Origin of the sequence: Pseudacidovorax intermedius (assembly GCF_003350475.1) — a bacterium.
GTDB classification, from domain to species: domain Bacteria; phylum Pseudomonadota; class Gammaproteobacteria; order Burkholderiales; family Burkholderiaceae_C; genus Xenophilus; species Xenophilus intermedius.
On the sequence record NZ_QQAV01000007.1, the window covers coordinates 104,256 to 121,372 of the forward strand.

At 71.7% G+C, this 17,117-nt stretch carries 17 protein-coding genes; 5 read left to right on the forward strand and 12 right to left on the reverse strand.

Going from position 1 to position 17,117, the window contains the following annotated elements:
• The first annotated feature begins 3 nt into the window (after positions 1-3).
• Both DFR41_RS17560 and DFR41_RS17565 read left to right on the forward strand, forming a co-directional pair.
• Positions 4-708 carry an ABC transporter ATP-binding protein gene (locus tag DFR41_RS17560; protein WP_017761317.1) on the forward strand — a complete coding sequence of 235 codons (705 nt, stop codon included), beginning with the start codon at positions 4-6 and terminating at the stop codon, positions 706-708.
• Positions 705-2,105 carry an amidase gene (locus tag DFR41_RS17565; protein WP_114803678.1) on the forward strand — a complete coding sequence of 467 codons (1,401 nt, stop codon included), beginning with the start codon at positions 705-707 and terminating at the stop codon, positions 2,103-2,105. The genes DFR41_RS17560 and DFR41_RS17565 overlap by 4 nt, the downstream gene beginning before the upstream one ends.
• A gap of 30 nt (positions 2,106-2,135) precedes the next feature.
• Here DFR41_RS17565 and DFR41_RS17570 read toward each other — a convergent pair whose 3' ends face one another.
• From DFR41_RS17570 to DFR41_RS17580, 3 genes are read right to left on the reverse strand one after another with little or no spacing between them, the layout of a single operon-like run.
• Positions 2,136-3,113, reverse strand: a complete 978-nt coding sequence (locus tag DFR41_RS17570; RefSeq protein WP_017760406.1) for a tripartite tricarboxylate transporter substrate binding protein — start codon at positions 3,111-3,113, stop codon at positions 2,136-2,138.
• Between the two features lie 40 nt (positions 3,114-3,153).
• Positions 3,154-3,978, reverse strand: coding sequence for a beta-keto acid cleavage family enzyme (locus DFR41_RS17575; protein WP_114803679.1), 825 nt, complete (start codon positions 3,976-3,978; stop codon positions 3,154-3,156).
• Positions 3,975-4,964: a 3-hydroxyacyl-CoA dehydrogenase family protein gene (locus DFR41_RS17580; protein WP_114803680.1), complete on the reverse strand. Its 990-nt coding sequence runs from the start codon at positions 4,962-4,964 to the stop codon at positions 3,975-3,977. The genes DFR41_RS17575 and DFR41_RS17580 overlap by 4 nt, the downstream gene beginning before the upstream one ends.
• A 68-nt stretch (positions 4,965-5,032) precedes the next feature.
• Between DFR41_RS17580 and DFR41_RS17585 the strand changes: the two genes are divergently transcribed.
• Complete coding sequence (locus DFR41_RS17585) at positions 5,033-5,998, forward strand: LysR family transcriptional regulator (protein ID WP_114803681.1); 966 nt, start codon at positions 5,033-5,035, stop codon at positions 5,996-5,998.
• A gap of 182 nt (positions 5,999-6,180) precedes the next feature.
• Here the strand turns inward: DFR41_RS17585 and DFR41_RS17590 are convergent, their stop codons facing one another.
• From DFR41_RS17590 to DFR41_RS17605, 4 genes are all read right to left on the reverse strand, one after another.
• Positions 6,181-7,143, reverse strand: a complete 963-nt coding sequence (locus DFR41_RS17590; protein WP_114803682.1) for a Bug family tripartite tricarboxylate transporter substrate binding protein — start codon at positions 7,141-7,143, stop codon at positions 6,181-6,183.
• A 102-nt stretch (positions 7,144-7,245) separates the two neighbouring features.
• A complete protein-coding gene (locus DFR41_RS17595; RefSeq protein ID WP_017761266.1) occupies positions 7,246-7,443 on the reverse strand; it encodes a DUF2783 domain-containing protein in 198 nt (65 codons plus the stop codon).
• Between the two features lie 15 nt (positions 7,444-7,458).
• Complete coding sequence (locus tag DFR41_RS17600) at positions 7,459-9,108, reverse strand: FAD-dependent oxidoreductase (protein WP_017761265.1); 1,650 nt, start codon at positions 9,106-9,108, stop codon at positions 7,459-7,461.
• Between the two features lie 97 nt (positions 9,109-9,205).
• Positions 9,206-10,159: an MBL fold metallo-hydrolase gene (locus DFR41_RS17605; protein ID WP_017761264.1), complete on the reverse strand. Its 954-nt coding sequence runs from the start codon at positions 10,157-10,159 to the stop codon at positions 9,206-9,208.
• Positions 10,160-10,259: 100 nt separating this feature from the next.
• Here DFR41_RS17605 and DFR41_RS17610 point away from each other — a divergent pair, with 100 nt between their 5' ends.
• A complete protein-coding gene (locus tag DFR41_RS17610) occupies positions 10,260-11,078 on the forward strand; it encodes an IclR family transcriptional regulator (RefSeq protein ID WP_043112477.1) in 819 nt (272 codons plus the stop codon).
• 96 nt (positions 11,079-11,174) lie between these two features.
• Here the strand turns inward: DFR41_RS17610 and DFR41_RS27745 are convergent, their stop codons facing one another.
• Positions 11,175-11,639 carry an antitoxin Xre/MbcA/ParS toxin-binding domain-containing protein gene (locus DFR41_RS27745; protein WP_017761262.1) on the reverse strand — a complete coding sequence of 155 codons (465 nt, stop codon included), beginning with the start codon at positions 11,637-11,639 and terminating at the stop codon, positions 11,175-11,177.
• Positions 11,640-11,869: 230 nt separating this feature from the next.
• Here DFR41_RS27745 and DFR41_RS27750 point away from each other — a divergent pair, with 230 nt between their 5' ends.
• On the forward strand, positions 11,870-12,223 hold the full coding sequence (locus tag DFR41_RS27750; RefSeq protein WP_017761260.1) for a hypothetical protein: 354 nt from the start codon (positions 11,870-11,872) through the stop codon (positions 12,221-12,223).
• 15 nt (positions 12,224-12,238) lie between these two features.
• On the opposite strand, the gene DFR41_RS17620 is transcribed toward DFR41_RS27750, so the two are convergent.
• From DFR41_RS17620 to DFR41_RS17635, 4 genes are read right to left on the reverse strand one after another with little or no spacing between them, the layout of a single operon-like run.
• Positions 12,239-13,705 (reverse strand): efflux transporter outer membrane subunit, encoded by a 1,467-nt coding sequence (locus DFR41_RS17620; protein WP_114803683.1) that lies wholly within the window; start codon positions 13,703-13,705, stop codon positions 12,239-12,241.
• On the reverse strand, positions 13,702-14,754 hold the full coding sequence (locus tag DFR41_RS17625; RefSeq protein ID WP_114803684.1) for an efflux RND transporter periplasmic adaptor subunit: 1,053 nt from the start codon (positions 14,752-14,754) through the stop codon (positions 13,702-13,704). The genes DFR41_RS17620 and DFR41_RS17625 overlap by 4 nt, the downstream gene beginning before the upstream one ends.
• Positions 14,751-14,966 carry a DUF1656 domain-containing protein gene (locus DFR41_RS17630; protein ID WP_017759557.1) on the reverse strand — a complete coding sequence of 72 codons (216 nt, stop codon included), beginning with the start codon at positions 14,964-14,966 and terminating at the stop codon, positions 14,751-14,753. Before DFR41_RS17630 ends, DFR41_RS17625 begins: the two co-directional genes overlap by 4 nt.
• The gene (locus DFR41_RS17635) at positions 14,963-17,116 is read right to left on the reverse strand and encodes an FUSC family protein (RefSeq protein ID WP_244917790.1); all 2,154 of its coding nucleotides are present in this window, start codon (positions 17,114-17,116) and stop codon (positions 14,963-14,965) included. Before DFR41_RS17635 ends, DFR41_RS17630 begins: the two co-directional genes overlap by 4 nt.
• Between the last annotated feature and the right edge of the window lies 1 nt (position 17,117).

Consider the following 17,117-nt stretch of genomic DNA (forward strand, 5'->3'; position numbering starts at 1 on the left):
CCGATGCTCGAAGTCTCGAATCTGCATGCGGGGTACGGCGCCATCCCCGTGCTCAACGACGTTGCGCTGCACATCGCCGCCGGCGAGTCGGTGGGCATCCTGGGCCACAACGGCATGGGCAAGACCACGCTGCTCAAGACGCTGATGGGCGTGATCCGGCCCACTGCGGGCACGGTGCGCTTCGATGGCACAGACATCACGCGCCTGGCCCCCTTTGCCCGCGCGCGGCTGGGCATGGCCTATGTGCCGCAGGGGCGGGAGATCTTCCCGACGCTCAGCGCCCTGGACAACCTGCGCATGGGCCTGGTCAAGACCGGCGAGCGCAGCATGGACACGGTCGAGGCACTGCTGGAGCACTTCCCGCGCCTCAAGCGGCTGCTCGACCGGCCGGGCGGCTCGCTCTCCGGCGGCGAGCAGCAACTGCTGGCCCTCGCGCGCGCACTGGCGGGCAAGCCCACGCTGCTGCTGCTCGACGAGCCGACCGAGGGCATCCAGCCTTCCATCATCGAGGAGATCGCCGAGACCCTGGCCGCGCTGCGCGACTGCACGGGCCTGACCATCGTGCTGGTCGAGCAGAACCTCGAATTCATCGCCGCGGTTTCGCAGCGGGTGCTGGTGATCAAGCGCGGCCACATCGGCGGCGAAGTGCCGCGCGAGCACCTGGGCGATTTCGAAATCATGAGTCAGTACACAGGAGTCCACGGATGAGCAATCAAGAGCTGCATTACCTCGGGCTGGTCGAAGTCGGCCAGCAGATCCAGCGCAAGGCGCTGTCGCCGGTCGAAGTGACCCAGGCCCAGCTGGAGCGCATCGCCGCACATGACGGCGCGCTCAAGAGCTACGTGCGGGTGATGGCCGATCAGGCCCTGGCCGATGCACGGCAGGCCGAGGCCGAGATCGGCCGCGGCGAGATCCGCGGCCCGCTGCATGGCGTGCCGGTCGCCGTCAAGGACCTGTGCTGGACCGCCGGCGTGCCCACGGCCGCGGGCATGACGCTGTACCAGGACTTCGTGCCCAACGAGGACGGCACGGCGGTGCGCAAGCTGCGTGAGGCCGGTGCCGTGATCCTCGGCAAGCTGCAGCTCACGGAGAGTGCCTACGCCGACCACCATCCGACGGTGGTGCCGCCCGTCAATCCGTGGAACGCCGCGCATTGGTCGGGCGCCTCGTCCAGCGGTTCGGGCGTGGCCACGGCCGCGGGCCTGTGCTACGGCTCGCTGGGTACCGACACGGGTGGATCGATCCGCTTTCCTTCGGCGGCCAATGGCCTCACGGGGCTCAAGCCCACCTGGGGCCGCGTCAGCCGCTACGGCGCTTTCGAACTCGCCGCCACGCTGGACCACATCGGACCGATGACGCGCAGCGCGGCCGACGCCGGTGCCATGCTGGGTGCCATCGCCGGGGCTGATCCGAAAGATCCCACCGCCAGCCTCGCGGCGGTGCCCGACTACCTGGCCGGCATGGAGCGCGGCCTGCAGGGTCTGCGCATCGGTGTCGACGCCCGCTGGAACAGCGAGGGCGTTGACGACGCCACCCGTCAGGTCATGGCCGGCGTGCTGGCGGCCGTGCGCGATCTGGGTGGCGAGCTGCGCGAGGTGGTTTTCCCCGATCCCACGCAGGCCATCGCCGACTGGTTTCCGCTGTGCGCCGTCGAGGCGGCCGTCGTGCACGAGTCCACCTATCCGGCGCGCAAGGACATGTACGGTCCCGCGCTCTCGGGCCTGCTGGACCTGGGCCATGCGCAGACGGGCACCGACTACCAGAAGATCGTGCTGCACCGGCACGACTTCAGCGGCAAGGTCCGCGCCCTGTTCCAGGACATCGACCTGCTGCTGGTGCCCGCCCAGGGCGTGGCCTCGCCCACGCTGGAGCGCATGCTGACCTTCGGCACCGATGCCGATCTGATGTCGGCCATGCTGCGCTACACCTGCCCCTTCGACATGACCGGCAGCCCCACGATCACGCTGCCCGGCGGCTTCACCGACGCGGTCACGCCCATCGCCTTCCAGTTCGTGGCGCGCCACTTCGACGAGGCGCTGCTGGTGCGGGCGGGCTGGGCCTATCAGCAGGTGACGGATTGGCATCGGAGGCATCCGGCGCTTTGAGCCGCTGACGCACGCGCGGCCGCCTGTGCCTCAGTCCGCCGTCGCCCCCGTCTCCCGCACGATGCGGCCCAGCCGCGCGGTCTCGCTGCGGATCAGCTGGCCGAAGGCCTCGGGCGTGCCGGCCACCACGGGCGTGCCCAGTGCCTCCCAGGACTTGCGGAAGGCCGGATCCGCAAAGATGTCCAGGAAGGTGGCATTGAGCCGCTGCACGGTGGCCGCGGGTGTGCCGCTGCGCACGGCGATGCCGTGCCAGGCCGTCACCTCGAAGCCGGGCAGTCCGGCCTCGGCCATGGTCGGCACCTGCGGCAGCGCAGGACTGCGCGTGGCCGAGGTGACGGCGATGGGCACCAGCTTGCTCGCCTGCAGGTGCTGCAGCGAGCTGGCCAGGATGTCGAACATCAGCGGCACCTGTCCGCCCAGGACATCGTTGAGGGCCGGACCGGCGCCGCGGTACGGCACATGGGTGAGCGGCACCTTGGCCTCGCGGGCGAACAGCTCGCCCGCCAGGTGCTGCGGCGTGCCGCTTCCGGCCGAGGCGAAGTTGAGCGGCGCCTTCTGGCTGCCCGCATAGGCGATGAATTCCTTCAGGGTGCGGGCCTTGACCGAGGGATGTACCTCCAGCACCAGCGGAAAGGCCGACAGCTGCACCACCGGCAGCAGGTCCTCCTGCGCGTTGAAGGGCATGGACTTGTACAGCGCCGCATTGACGGCCATCGGCCCGCTGGCGGCCAGCAGCAGCGTCAGACCATCGGCCGGCGCCTGCCGCGCGACGTACGCGCTGCCCAGGTTGCCGCCCGCGCCGCCGCGGTTGTCGACGATCACGGTGGTGCCCAGCCTGCGCTGCAGCTGTGGTTGCAGCAGCCGCGCCATCAGGTCGGTGGGCCCGCCCGGCGGGTAGGGCACCACGATCCGCACGGGACCTTTGGCAGCATCGGATTGGGCGAAGGCGACAGAAGGGGCGAGCAGGCCGGCGGCCGCGCCCGCCAGCCATTGGCGGCGATCGATCATGGGGTTTGTCTCCGGTTGTCGTGGTTGAGGGTGGGCGGGGTCAGCGTGGCCGGAAGCGCTCGCGGATCTGCGCGGCCGTGGCCAGCGGCCGGCCCAGCGTGGCGGCCGCCTCGGCGGCCTGCGCCACCAGGGCGGTGTTGTCCGGCGCGAGTCGTCCGTCGCGCAGCCGCAGGTTGTTCTCGAAGCCCACGCGCGCGTGGCCGCCGAAGGCCGCCGCGGCGGTGACGCAGGCCTGCTCGGTGGGGCCGAAGGCGCACACGGCCCAGGGCTCGGGGCCGTCGCCATGGGCGGCCAGGAAGGGCAGCAGGTCGCGCGGGTCGGAGGTCTGCCCGGCGCTGTAGCGGCCCAGCACGAAGAGCAGGAACCAGGGCGCATCGGGAATCGTGCCCGCCGCGCGCAGCGCCTGCCAGCGCGCCACGTCGGCCGCGTCGTAGAGGATCACCTGCACCATGGTGCCGCGTGCGGCCAGCTCGCCGAAGAAGGCAGCCAGCCCCGCCTCGCCGACGACGGGCACATCTACCTCGCGCAGGCCGATGGAGACGGCCTCCGGCTGCAACTCGCGCACCATGGCGATCTGCTGCGGCGCCTGGTAGACGCGCGCCGCCTCGCTGGTGACCTGCAGCACCATCATGTCGCCCACCGCCTGGCGCACCACGCGCAGGGCTTCGCGGTAGCCCTCGACGTCCAGGCTGTGGCGGCCTTGCGCATCGCGGATGTGCAGGTGGAGCATGGCGGCGCCGGCGTCCAGGCAGCGGCGGGCGGTGTCGGCCAGCGCCTGGGGCGTGAGCGGCACGGCGGGATGGTCGCTGTGCTGCTTGTAGGCGCCGTTGGGCGCCACGGTGAGGATGAGGGGATCGGCGGTCACGTCGGGTTCCGGTCGGAGGAAGGGGCATCGCCGGTCGCACCCGGCAGCGGCGGCAGTTCGTCGGCCAGCAGGTGGAGGCCGGCGCGCAGCAGGCGGTCGTAGCGGGCCCGTTCGGCCGCGCGCTCGGCTTCGGGCCAGTCGCTGAAGCCGGCGCCGGCCTTCATGCCCACCCGGCCCGCCTGCACCTGCTGCTGAAGCACCTTCGCCGGTTCGGCGTCGTTGCACAGGCTGGGGTAGATGGTGGCGGCGGCGGCGCAGTGCACGTCCAGCCCCGCATGGTCGCGCTGCAGGATCGGCCCGGCCGCCAGGAAGCGGAAGCCGAAGCCGAAGCGCACCGCGGCGTCGATGTCCTCGGCGCTGGCGACGCCGTCGTCCAGCAGCGCGAAGGCCTCGCGTGCCAGCGCATGCTGCAGGCGGTTGGCCAGGAAGCCCGGCCGGTCCTTGCGCACGAGCACCGGCACGCTGGCGCAGCGACGCATGGTCTGCATCAGGGCCTGAGCGGCGTCGGCGTCGCTGTCCGGGCCCATCACCACCTCCACCAGCGGCACCAGATGCGCAGGCATGAAGAAGTGCAGGCCGAACATGCGTTCGCGCGTGGGCAGGCCGTCGGCGATGCGGCTGATGGGCAGGCCCGAGCTGTTGCTGGTGAGCAGGGCCGAGGGCAGGGCCAGCTCGACCAGGCGGGCAAAGAGCTGCTGCTTGGGCGCCAGCTGCTCGACGATGCACTCGACCACCAGGCCGACGTCGGCCCAGGCCACGGCCTCCAGCTGCTGCACGACGGTGATCGGCCCGGCATGCGCGGCGCAGCCGGCGGCTTCGAGCTGGGCGCCGACGTAGCCCGGCAGGCGGGCGGCCTTGGCCGCATCGCGCTCCACCAGGGTGACGGGCAGGCCGCCGCGGCTGAGCACCACGGCGACGTCGGCGCCCATGGTGCCGCCGCCGATCACGGCGGTGCCGACGGGGCGGGAGAGGGAAGGGGTCGTCATGGCGGCGCAGTCTAGGAAGCCGGCACTGATCGGTCCAACGCTATTGCCCGATAGACTGATCGCCAAACATGATCAATCTTTCTCTGCGCGAACTGCAGGTCTTCATCGAGCTGGCCGAGACGCTGAACTTCCGGCGCGCGGCGGCGCGGGTGCACCTGTCGCAGTCGGCCGTCTCGGGCGTGATCGGTCGACTCGAGGAGACGCTGCGCGCGCGCCTGTTCGCCCGCAATACGCGCAGCGTGCAGCTCACCGACGCCGGGCAGGCGTTGCTGGCGCATGCGCGCATCCTGCGGGCCCAGGCCGAGGCCGCCGCCAGCGCGGTGCGCGACGTGGTCGAGCTGCGCGAGGGCCGGGTTCGCATCGCGGCGTTGCCCTCGCTCGCAGCCACGGTGGTGCCGCCGGTGTTCGCGCGCTTCATGGCGGCGCATCCGGGTGTGCAGCTGGGGGTGGTCGATTCGCTGTCGGGCGCCTCCTTCGACCTGGTGCGCGCCGGCCAGGTCGACTTCGCCCTCACGGCCGAGAACCCGGCCTATGCCGACCTGGCCTACGAGACGCTGGCGAGCGATCCGCTGGTGCTGCTGCTGCCCGCGGACCATGCGCTGGCCGCGCGGCGCGGCCCATTGCGTTGGGCCGAGGTGGCAGCCCTGCCCCACATCTCGATGCCGGCGCCCACCAGCGTGCGGCAGTACGCCGAGGCGGCGCTGCTCTCATTGGGGCAGCGCTTCGCACCGCGCTTCGAGGTGGAGCACCTGGCCACCATCAATGCCATGGTGGCGGCGGGGCTGGGGGTGTCGGTGCTGCCGGCGCTGGCGGCGCAGGTGGCGCTGGGCGGGCCGGTGGTGCAGCGGCGGCTGACGGCGCCGGATGTGCAGCGGCCCATCGGCCAGGTGATGCGGCAGGAGCGGAGCCTGTCGACGGCGGCTTCTGCAGTGGCCGAGGCGTTGCGCGCCGAGCTGCTGCGCCAGCTGGGCCAGGCTGCTGCCGGCCCGCGCGCCCCGAAGCCGAAACGCGCGCCTCAGGCGCCGCGTGCGTAGGCGGGCAGCAGGGCCCGCACCTTTGCCTCGTCAAGCGGCCCGTCAGGGTGCCGCGCGCGAGTTGGGCGTCAGCGGCCTCGGTCGTGCGCAGCATCTCTGCCCGTGGCGGCTCTCCGGCGGCATGGCCCAGCGCTCGGCCTCTACTGGTTTGCGTCACTCATTCGACCGACGCCAAAAGTCGCTCAGTCCAGCCTGACGCCGGCACGCCGAATGACCGCGCCCCACTTGTCCCGCTCGGCAGCGGAGAAGCGTGCCATCTGGTCGGGCGTGCCAGGCATCGGCTCGACGCCCAGCGCCTGCAGGCGGGCGCGAACCTGCGTAGAGCCCAGCGCGTTCTGCAAGGCATCGGCGAAGGTGGCCGTGGCCTCGGCCGGGGTACCGGTCGGCACGACCAGACCCTGCCACGCGTAGCCCTCGAAATCCTTGAGGCCCTGCTCGGCGAAGGTGGGCACCTCCGGCAACAGATCCAGGCGCCTGGCCGATGCCACGCCGATGATCTTTACCTTTTTGCCGGCAAGGAAGGGCAGCACGGTGGCGCTGTCGATCCACATGGCAGGGATCTGTCCTGCCAGCACGTCCTGCATGGCGGGCGCGGCGCCGCGGTAAGGCACGTGCTGCATCGCCAGGCTGGTTTGCTCGCGGAAGAGTTCGCCGACCAAGTGGTGCGGACTGCCAGGGCCGGCAGAGCCCCAGCTCACTGGATCCTTCTGCGCCTTGGCCCAGGCCGTGAACTGCTGCAGGTTGTTCGCCGGCACCTCACTGCCCACCACCAGGAACATTGGAAAGCGCACCAGCAGCCCGACCGGTTGGAACGCCTTCTGCGCGTCGTAGCTCAGCTTGCTGAAGAGAAAGGGGTTGGCGGCCAGCGTGGCGAAGTCGGCCGTGAAGAGGATGTTGCCGAAGTCCTTCGACCGGGCCACGTAGTCGGCGGCGATGTTGGTGCCGGCGCCGGGCTTGTTGTTGATGACGATGGGACGGTTGAGGGTGCGGCCCATGGCTTCGGCAATGGTGCGGGCCACCACGTCGGAGCCGCCTCCGGCGGCATAGCCCACCACCCATTCGACCGGCTTGCCCGTGCTCTGCGACCAGGCCGGTGCACCAAGGACCGCCGCGGCGAGGCCGAGGAACTGCTTGCGATTGATCATGGTTTTGTCTCCGTTGTGTTGTCGTGAAAAAGGTGGCGGCACCACGGCATGGCCCGTCCGTGGCAGGCCATGGCCCCATGTGCCTGTCCGGCGCCCTTGAGGTCAGCGCGTGGATGCAGATTCGCGGGCCCGCGCGAGCGCATCGCGCAGCACGTCGAGATCGCCAATGTGGTTGGCCAGCAGCAGCACCAGACGGGCGTTCAGCGCGTGGCTCTGGTCGAGCGGCAGGTCCTGGTGTGCGGCCAACAGTGCTTCGTAGAAGTCGTCGAAGCGGGCGATGTTCGGTTGCGTGTTGAGCATGGTGGGTCTCCGGCCTTAGTCGCGCAGGCCATTGGCGAGGCGCAGTGCGGCGCGCACCGCCTCCAGCGATGGCCGACGCCACCGCGCGCACACGTGCTGGTCGGGCCGCACGAGGTAGGCGGTGCCCGGCTGCGCATCGAGGCGGCGGGCGAGCACGCCCTGCGCGTCGATCAGGTCCTGCCCCAGGCAGCGCACCGCCACCCCCGGCAGTTCGCGAACCCAATGCGGCGCCTCGCCGAAGACGAGCAGCGTGAAGTCCGGCCCCAGGCTGCGCAGCAGCCAGGCCGGGTCGCCTTGGGGTGTCTGCAGGGGCGCATCGCACAGCGGCGCGCCGGGCACCATCGCACTGTCGAAGGCCTCGGCGTCGGGCGTGTTCAGCGGCGACGCCCGCAGCACGCAGGGCACGGACAGCCTTCCGCTGTTGACCAGCCGGCGGGCGAACTCGTGCGAGCGGGCGAGGGCCAGCACCTGGTCGCGGAAGAGCCGGCTGATCTCGCTCTTGGGCGTGATGAAGTCGGTGGCTCGGCTGGAGTGGAGGATGTTCTCGTCCGCCGCCGTCTCGCGCTCGCTGCCATAGGTGTCGATGAGCGCGGCGCTCGCCTGGCCGCGCATCACGCGGTCGAGCTTCCAGCCGAGGTTGTCCGCATCCTGCACGCCGCTGTTGGCGCCCCGCGCACCGAAGGGCGAGACGCCGTGGGCACTGTCTCCGGCGAAGACGACCCGCCCATGCACGAAGCGCTCCATCCGCTGGCAGGCGAAGGTATAGACGCTGGCCCATTCGAGGCTGAACTCGGCGTCGGGACCGAGCAGTGCACGCACGCGCGCGATGACCTTCTCGGGCTGGCGCTCCGCCTGCGGATCGGCATCCCAGCCGAGCTGGAAGTCGATGCGCCAGACGTTGTCGGGCTCGCGATGCAGAAGCACGCTCTGGTTGGGATGGAAGGGCGGGTCGAACCAGAACCAGCGCTCGGTCGGAAAGTCGGCCGTCATGCGCACATCGGCGATCAGGAAGCGATCGCGGAAAACGCGGCCCTGGCTCTCCAGGCCCATCAGCTGCCGCGTCGGCGAGCGCGAGCCGTCGCAGGCGACGACCCAGTCGGCCTCGATGCGGTAGGGGCCGTCGGGCGTGTCCAGGGTCAAGGTGGCGCCGTCCGGGCGGGGTGCGATGTCAGCGAGCGTGTTCTTCCAGCGGATCTCCAGCCCGGGCAACTGCAGCGCGCGTTCCACCAGGTAGGCCTCGCAGTAGTACTGCTGCAGGTTGATGAAGGCGGGGCGCTCGTGGCCGTCCTCTGGGAGGAGGTTGAACTGGTAGAGCTGTTGGTCGCGCAGGAACACCTTGCCCAGGTTCCAGGACACGCCCTTGGCCACCATGGCGTCGCCGACGCCCAGCCGGTCCCAGATCTCCAGCGTGCGCTTGGCAAAGCACAGCGCACGCGAGCCCGTGGACAGCCGGTCGTCGTTGTCCACCACCAGCACGGGCTGGCCACGCTGGGCCAGGTCGATGGCCAGCGTCAGGCCCACGGGGCCGGCGCCCACGATGACGACCGGGTGGCGCACGGGCGAGGGCGCCTCCTGGTCCGGCGAGCGCCGGTAGGCGAACTGGATGGCCTGCACCTGCTCGCCGGTGCCGCGAAAGAGGTGGGGCGGGATGTGGGATGGCTTCATGGCCGATGTCTCCTGTCGTTCTTGTCTTCGCGGCGGGGCGATCGAGCGTGCCCGTCGCCAGCCGGGGTGGGCGCAATGCACGCCCGTCGCGCTCTGTTCAGCCTTCGAGCGCCTCCCACATCTGACGGTCACGTTCTGCGGTCCAGATGCGCGGATCGGCATGCTGCGTGGCTTCGTCGTAGGCCCGCGTCACGTCGAAGGGCATGCAATGGTTGAAGATGACCCAATGCCCGTACTTGGGCTGCAGCGTGGCAAAGCTGTGCTCGTAGGTGGCGCGCAGGTCCTTGCCGGCGGCAACGCCTTCCTGCACGCTGGCCCACAGGTCGCGGATGAAGTCGCGCGTGGACGCGAGGCCGGCCTGGACCCGGGCCTGTCCCAGCAAGGCGGGGCCGCGGCCCGGCACCAGCGCCTGCGGTTGAAGGGCGGCGATGTTGTCCAGCGTGGCCGGCCAGTCGCGGAAGTAGGCGTCGCCGGCATAGGGGGTGGCGTCGAACTCCACCAGGTCGCCAGAAAGAAGCGTCTTCTCGCCGGGCAGCCAGACCACGGTGTCCCCTTTGGTGTGGCCGCGGCCCAGCTGCAGCAGCTGCACCTCGAGCTTGCCGAGCCACAGGCTCATGCGGCCGGTGAAGGTGATCGTGGGCCAGGTCATGCCCGCGGGCACCGATTCGACGTCGCGGAACAGGCGCGGGAAGCGGCCGATCTCGCTGGCCTTGTCGGCCTCGCCGCGTTCGACGATCAGGTCGCGCGTGTCCTGGCTGGCGATCACCTGCTGCGCGCCGTAGGCCGAGGCGCCAAGGACGCGCACCGCGTGGTAGTGGGTGAGCACCACGTAGCGGATGGGCTTCTCGGTGACTTCGCGGATGCGGCGGATCACGTCCTGCGCCATGGCGGGCGTGGCCTGGGTGTCGGCCACCAGCACGGCGTCGTCGCCAATGATCACGCCTGTGTTGGGGTCGCCCTCGGCGGTGTAGGCCCAGGCGTGCTCCGAGAGCTGGGTGAAGCTGACCTTCTTTTCTTCGAGGTCGGCGGCGGATGCGAAGGTCTTGCTCATGGCTATCTCCTTGAAAGGACTTTGAATTCGCAAAGGGCGAACGCATTTGTTGGAAAAGAATGTACGGTTGTCGTGTGCGTATGTCAAACTCGTTTGTTCCATGAGAACGAAGAAGCCGGCGGCTCCCGCCTCTGAAGAACAGCCCGACGCCAAACTCCAGCGCGCGGTTCAATCCGTCGAAGTTGGCGGGCGGCTGCTGCTGACACTTGCCGAGGGCGAAGGCGCCATGAACCTCAAAGACCTGGCCGCCTTGGCCGGACTCACGCCGTCGCGTGCGCATCCGTACCTGGTCAGCTACGGGCGACTGGGCCTCGTCGAGCAGGATGCAAGCGGGCGGTACGACCTGGGGCCGGCGGCCCTGAAGATCGGGCTGGCATGCCTTCAGCGGCTGGATCCGCTCAAGGCCGCGGAGCCGGCGGTCCTGCAGCTCGCGGCGCAGACCGGCCATGCTGTTGCGCTTTCGGTGTGGGGCAATTTCGGCCCGACCGTCGTTCGGCTCATCGAGGCCCGGCAGCCCCTGCATGTGGCGCTGCGGGTGGGCAGCGTGCTGTCCCTGTTCGACACCGCGACCGGGCGTGCATTCGCCTCAGCCATGCCGGACGACACGCTGCGGCAGGCCATTGCGGGCCCGTTGGGCAGGATGGATGCCACGGGGTTCGACGGACGGGAAGCGGCACTGGCGCGCATCCGCGAAGAGATGCGGCAACGTGGGGTGGTGCGCGCGGTGGGCAGCCCCATCCCTGGGGTGAATGCCTTTTCGGCCCCTGTGTTCGACATGCACGGCCGGCCGGTGCTCGCGATCACCGTGACGGATCACCAGGACCGTCTCTCCAGCGCTTGGGAAAACAGCGCGGCGCGCGCGGTGGCAGAGGTGGCGAGACAGCTGACGCGGCGGCTGTCGGGTCAACTTTCCACTTGAAGCCGCGGCGGTGCCGGATGCCGTGCGCGCCGAGCTTCTGCGCCAGCTGGGCCAGGCTGCTGCTGGCCCGGGTGCCCGGAAGCCGAAACGCGTGCCTCAGGCGCCGCGTGCGTAGGCGGCCAGCAGGGCCAGCACCTTTTCCTCGCCGCGCGGCGTGGCGGCCATCTGTGTCGGTGTCATGCCGCCCAGCAGCGGATGCGCCCGCTGGAGCCAGTCGATGGCGTCGCTGCCCAGCACGCTTTGGGCGCGAAGGTGCACGGCGTCCATCGGCGGGCGCGGCTGCGACTTGGGTGCCGTCACGAAGGGGGCCGGCTTGATGACCGAGTGCCGCGCGGGCTGTTCGACGGGCGGGGGTGCCGGCCGGGCGCGCGCCTGCAGGGCGTCGATGCCATCCTGCAGGCCGAAACCGGCGGCGCCCAATTGCTGGGCGAAGTGGTCGACCAGGGCCTTGAGTTCGTCGACCCGCAATTGCCGCTGCTGGCGTTCGAGGTCGCGGCGCTCCTGGGTGAGGCGCGCGATTTCGGCTTCCAGTGCTTCGACGCTCGAGGCACGTGCTGTCATGGAGGAGTACGGGCGCCTCGGGGGCGCCTTGTTGTGAGGGGAAGCTGGCGAGTCTAAATGCCTGGCGACCGGCGTCGGCCCTGGCACTTGGCGACAGGGTGTGTCTCCCGGCGGCCTACAGGGTACCACTGGGGCTGCCGACATCGGCGTGGCTGTACGCGCTCGACATTGCCTGCACGGCTGCAAAAGGGCCCGTCCCGATTTCCGCAGCCATGCCCCAGGAGGTCGCCATGCACTTCGGCATTCCCACTCATTGCACTGCATTGCTGCGCGAGCGGGCGTCGGCCGTCCGATGGCGCAACGGTGTGCTGGCCGTTCTGGCCCTGGGCGTGAGCGCGGTGGCCTTGGCGCAGGCGCCAACGGTGCAATCGCCTGACGCCTCCGCTGGCGACGCGGTTCGCATCCCCTTGTTCACGGCCGACCCGCGGCCCTCGCCCATGGGGACGCCGACGTCGGATCGGCCCCTTCGCCCGTCCTCCAAGGCACCGTTGGCCATGGGTGCTTCTGCGCAGGCGGGCGGGACTGCACCGCTGGCCCCTTCCCCGATGCGCCGCCCGGGCGTGGAAATGGCGGCGGTCCGTTGAGCGGCGCTGGCCGGCTCATTCCCAGCCACCGCCCAGCGCCATGAAGACGGCGACCTGCTCCTGCGCCACACGGGTCTGCGCGGCGGCCAGGCTGGCCTCGGCGCTGGCCAGGGAGCGTTGGGCGTCCAGCGTGTCCAGATAGGCGCTGCGCCCGCCCACGTACAGGCGCTGTGCCTGGCTGGCGACCTGCGCGCTGTCGTCGCGCGCCCGCTGGAGCGCCTCCACACCGACCAGCTCCTGCCGGTAGGCCGACAGGGCGGTCTCGGTTTCGCGCAGCGCCTGCAGCACCGTGCCGTCGAAGCTCGCCAGCGCCATGCGGGCCGAGGCCTCGGCCCCGGCGATACGGGCACGCGCGGCGCCGGTGTTGGGCAGGCTCCAGCGGATCAGCGGGCCGATGTTCCACGCGAAGGTGTCCCGGCCCAGGAAGTCGTTGGCCGGCCCGGACGAGCTGGCCGACAGGCCCAGCGACACCTTGGGATAGAGCTGGGCCGTGGCCACGCCGATGCGGGCCGTGGCGGCGGCCAGTTGCCGTTCGCTGCGCCGGATGTCGGGCCGGCGGCGCAGCAAGGCCGCGCCATCACCCACCGGCAGCGCGCCGGCCACCTGGGGCACGGTGGCGCATTGCTGCACCTCGGCCGGCAGCGCACCGGGCGTGCGGCCCAGCCAGGCGGCCAGCTGGTAGAGCGCGGCCTGGCGCTGCGCGCGCAGCGCCGGGGGCGCGGCCTGCAGTTGGGCCAGCAGCGCGCGCGAGCGCGCGAGGTCGGTGGCGCCCGCACGACCGGCGTCGTGCAGCCGCTGCACCACGGCCAGCTGTTCCTTCTGCAGGGCGACGGAGTGTTCGGCCACCTTCAGTTGCTGGCCGGTGGCGCAGGCGGTCGCATAGGCGCGCGCCGTACCGGCCGCGGCATTGACGCGGGTCAGGTCCACCGCGGCGGCGGCGGCCGCGGTGTCTGCGTGCGCCGCCTCGGCCGCGCGGCGCAGCTCGCCGACCACGTCGACCTGGTACGACAGGCCCGCGCCCAGGCTGTAGGCGAACTGGTCGGGCGGGCTGACGCCGGGTGCCAGTTCCGACAGGCCCGAGACATGGCCGAAGGCCGGCCCGCCGGACACCGACAGCTGCGGCTGTTCCTCGGCGCGCACCTGGGCCAGGGTGGCCTCCTGGCGTTCCAGGTTGGCGGCGGCCACGCGCAGGTCGGTGTTGTGCGCGAGCGCTTCCTGCACCAGCGTGTCGAGCGTCGGGTCGCGGAACAGGTGCCACCAGCGTGCCGGCAACGGCTCGGCCGCGACTGCGGCCTGGGCGCCGGGGGCCTGTGCTTCGTGGAAAGGCTGGGTCGCAGCCGGGTTTTGCACCGCGGCCTTTGGCGGCACCTGGTAGTCGGGGCCCACGGCCAGGCTGCCGCAGCCGGCCAGCAGCAGCGCACCCAGCAGGGCGGGCGCGCATCGGCCGAAGGCGGCGGCCGTACGGTCGGGGCGCCGGGTCATGCCCGGCCCCCTTGAGCGCGATCACCGTGGCCCGGCGTGGCCGGCCCGGCATGGCCCTGGTCCTGCGGGACGGCCAGGGCGGCCCCGGGGTTGGCCGCAGGGGCGTGGCCGCGCGCGGGGGACGTCGTGCCGTGCGCCGCCGCGGCATCGCCTTGCGCCACCACCTCGACCAGCACGGTCTGGCCCGCCACCAGGCCCGTTGCGTCCGGCTGCGCGTCCAGCTGCACCCGTACCGGCACACGCTGCGCCAGCCGCACCCAGTTGAAGGTGGGGTTGACGCTGGGCAGCAGGTTGGCGCCGGTGGAGCGGTCGCGGTCGGCGATGCCGGCGGCAATGCTCTGCACCCGGCCGGCCAGCGGCACGCGGCTGCCCATGGGCGTCACGCGCACGGCGTCGCCGGGGTGGATGCGGGCCAGCTTGGTCTCCTCGAAATAGCCTTCGACGTAGAAGGAGCCGCGGTCCACCACGGCCATGGCGCCGCGGCCGGCGGCGGCGTAGGCGCCGGTGCGCAACTCCAGGTTGGTGACCCAGCCATCGACCGGCGCCCGCACCGTGGCGCGCTGCAGGTTGAGCTCGGCCGTGTGCAGCTCGACTTCGGCGCGTGCCAGGGTGGCGGCCGCCGCATCGACCCGGGTGCGGGACTGCTCGCGCAGCTCGCGCGGCACCAAGTCCGACAGGCTGGCATTGCGGGCGTCCTCGCGGCGGGCCTGCGCCAGGCTCACCTGCGCCGACTGCACGCCCACGCGCGCCTGCTGCACGGCGAGGGCGAAGCGCGCCGGGTCGATCTCGAACAGCACCTCGCCGGCCTTGACGGCCTGGTTGTCCTGCACGCGCACGGCACTCACCAGGCCCGACACGTCGGGCGCCACCTGCACGACGTTGGCGCGCACGCGGCCGTCGCGCGTCCAGGGCGCGAGTTCGTAGTGGTCCCACAGGCGCAGGCCGGCCCAGACGGCCAGGGCCACCATGCCGAGTGTCAGCAGCACCCGGGCGGATTGGGCCGCCAGGGCGCGGCTGCGTGTCGTCGTTGTCGTTGAAGTCGTTGTCATGAGAGGAATCCTTGGGCGGCCGTCAGTCGGCTCAGCAGAAAGAGGATCAGCACATAGAGCGCGGTGTCGAACAGGGCGGCATGCCAGACCCAGCGGTAGACGCCCAGGGCGCCGAGCAGGCGGCGTGCGCCCCAGCACAGGCCCCAGGCCACCACGGCCAGCACCAGCAGCCAGGGGACGTAGACGCCATAGAACGTGGCTTCGCCGGTCATGCGGGGACTTCCTGGAGGGTTGAAGGCGCGGCCGGCCAGGGCCGCGTGGGATAGAGGTTGCGGCGCAGGCCGACGAGGGCGGCCAGCAACTCGCGGCGCCCGTCGGCGGCATCGGCTGCCAGGTCGGGCCCAGGGGGCGACGTGCCGGAAGGCAGCAGCGCCTGCAGGCCTTCGTCGATGCGCCGGGCCAGGGCCGGGCGGTCCTGCGCGGCCTGGCCGGTGGTCAGGCCGGCGGGATGCTCGCGGAACAGCCGCGCCACCTGCGCCAGGATGTCCGGCCCCAGCCGACCCGGCAGCAGCGCGGCATGGCGGCGCAGCGCATGCAGGTCGGTGCCGATGCGCAGGTCCACCAGCGCGTCGTCGGCATTCACGCCATCCACCGTGCCGCCGGCCTGCGCGATGCGCGGCGCCAGCAGGCCGATGCGGTCGAGCACGCGTGCTGCATGCAGGCGGGCCTGCGCGTCGTCGGCCTGCCGCGGCAGGCGGCCCAGTTCGCGCCAGGTCATGCGCTGGATGCGGCGTGCGCCCCAGTCGGCGCTCACCGAACGCACCAGCGCCGTCACCACGGCCGCCGCGGCCACGCCCAGCACCTGGCCGATCATGGCGTTGACGAAACTGGCGAAGTCGGCCTGGCCGGTGTCGTGCAGCGAGAGCGTGCCGATCACGCCCGACAGCAGCAGCGCCATCGCCTTCATGAAGGTGGCCGGCCGGCCCAGGTAGACGCCCAGCACCAGGAAGGCCGGGGCGCACACCAGGGCCAGCGTGGGCAGGTCCACCACCAGGGGCATCAGCACCAGCACGTACAGGGCCGCCAGCGGCAGCGACAGCAGCAGCACCTTCAGGAAGGCGTAGATCGACGGCGCCGGGTCGTCCATGCCCGCGAAGAAGGAGCAGAAGACAGCCGCCATCATGGCCATGGCGGAGCCGCCGGGCCAGCCGGTGAAGATCCAGAAGGCGGAGCACAGGCAGATGGCCAGCGCCGCCGCCAGCGCGGACCAGGCGGCCATGCCCACGTCGCGGTGCAGCACGTCGCGGGCGGCCGGTGCGGCGCGGCCGTTGGTCGCAGGCAGCGGCGCCGGGCGGCCGGCCAGGCCGGCGTCGATCTGCTGGCGCAACTGCACGCAGGCGGCCCAGGCGTCGATCAGGGCCTCCAGCCGCACGGCCAGGCCGGTGCGCAGGGCCAGCGTCCAGGCATCGGCCGGGGGCGCGGTTTCGCCCAGGCTCCGGGCGGCGGTGTGGAGTTGGGCCAAGGCGGTGTCGGGCAGGGGCGTGGGCACGCTGCCAGGCGCCGTGCGTCCGCTGTCGGGCAGGCGGGCCAGCACCTCGCCCACGGTCCGTTCCACATCGGCAGGCAGCCGGCCGTCGGCGTCGCGCAGGGCCTGCAGCCGGTCGTCCACGGCCGAGGCGAAGGGCGTGAGCGCCGCCACCTCGTGCTGCAGGGCCCGCACGGCGGACGCCGTCCACTTGAGGTGGCTGGTGTCGAAGGGCACATGCGTGGCCATCACGCGCAGCTGAGAGATGTCGCCGGCCAGCTTGCGGCGCGCGGCCTGCCGGCCGGCGGCGGCATTCGGCGCGGCCTGCACCATGCCGCGCAGCCAGGCGCCCGCATCGGCCAACGTGCGGTCCATCAGCCCGATCAGCGTGGGCGCCATGCTCACCGGCCACACCAGGCTGTGCACCAGCGTGCCGCAGACGATGCCGATGGCGATCTCCTGCACGCGGGCCGAGGCCGTGTCGAACACGCCCAGCGGCGCGCCCACCGACGGAAAGCCGATCAGCGCCGCCGAATAGCCGGCCAGCATGAAGAGGTAGGAGCGGGGCGTGCGGTCGAGCAGCGAGACGAAGAGGCACAGGGCCACCCACAGGGCCAGCGCCAGCGTGAGCAACTCGGGCGCATCGACCAGGGCCGGCACCAGCAGCAGCGTGGCTGCGCAGCCCAGCAGCGTGCCGAGCAGGCGGAACACCGCCTTGGAGCGCACCGCGCCGGCCAGCGGATTGGCCACGATGTAGGTGGTCATCAGCGCCCAGAAGGGCCGGGGCAGGCCTGCCCAGCTGGCCACCGTCATGGCCAGCATGGCCGCGGCGAAGCATTTCGCGGAAAAAAGCATCTCGGCCGCGCTGAAGCGCGGCAGCTGACGGGGCAGGCGCATG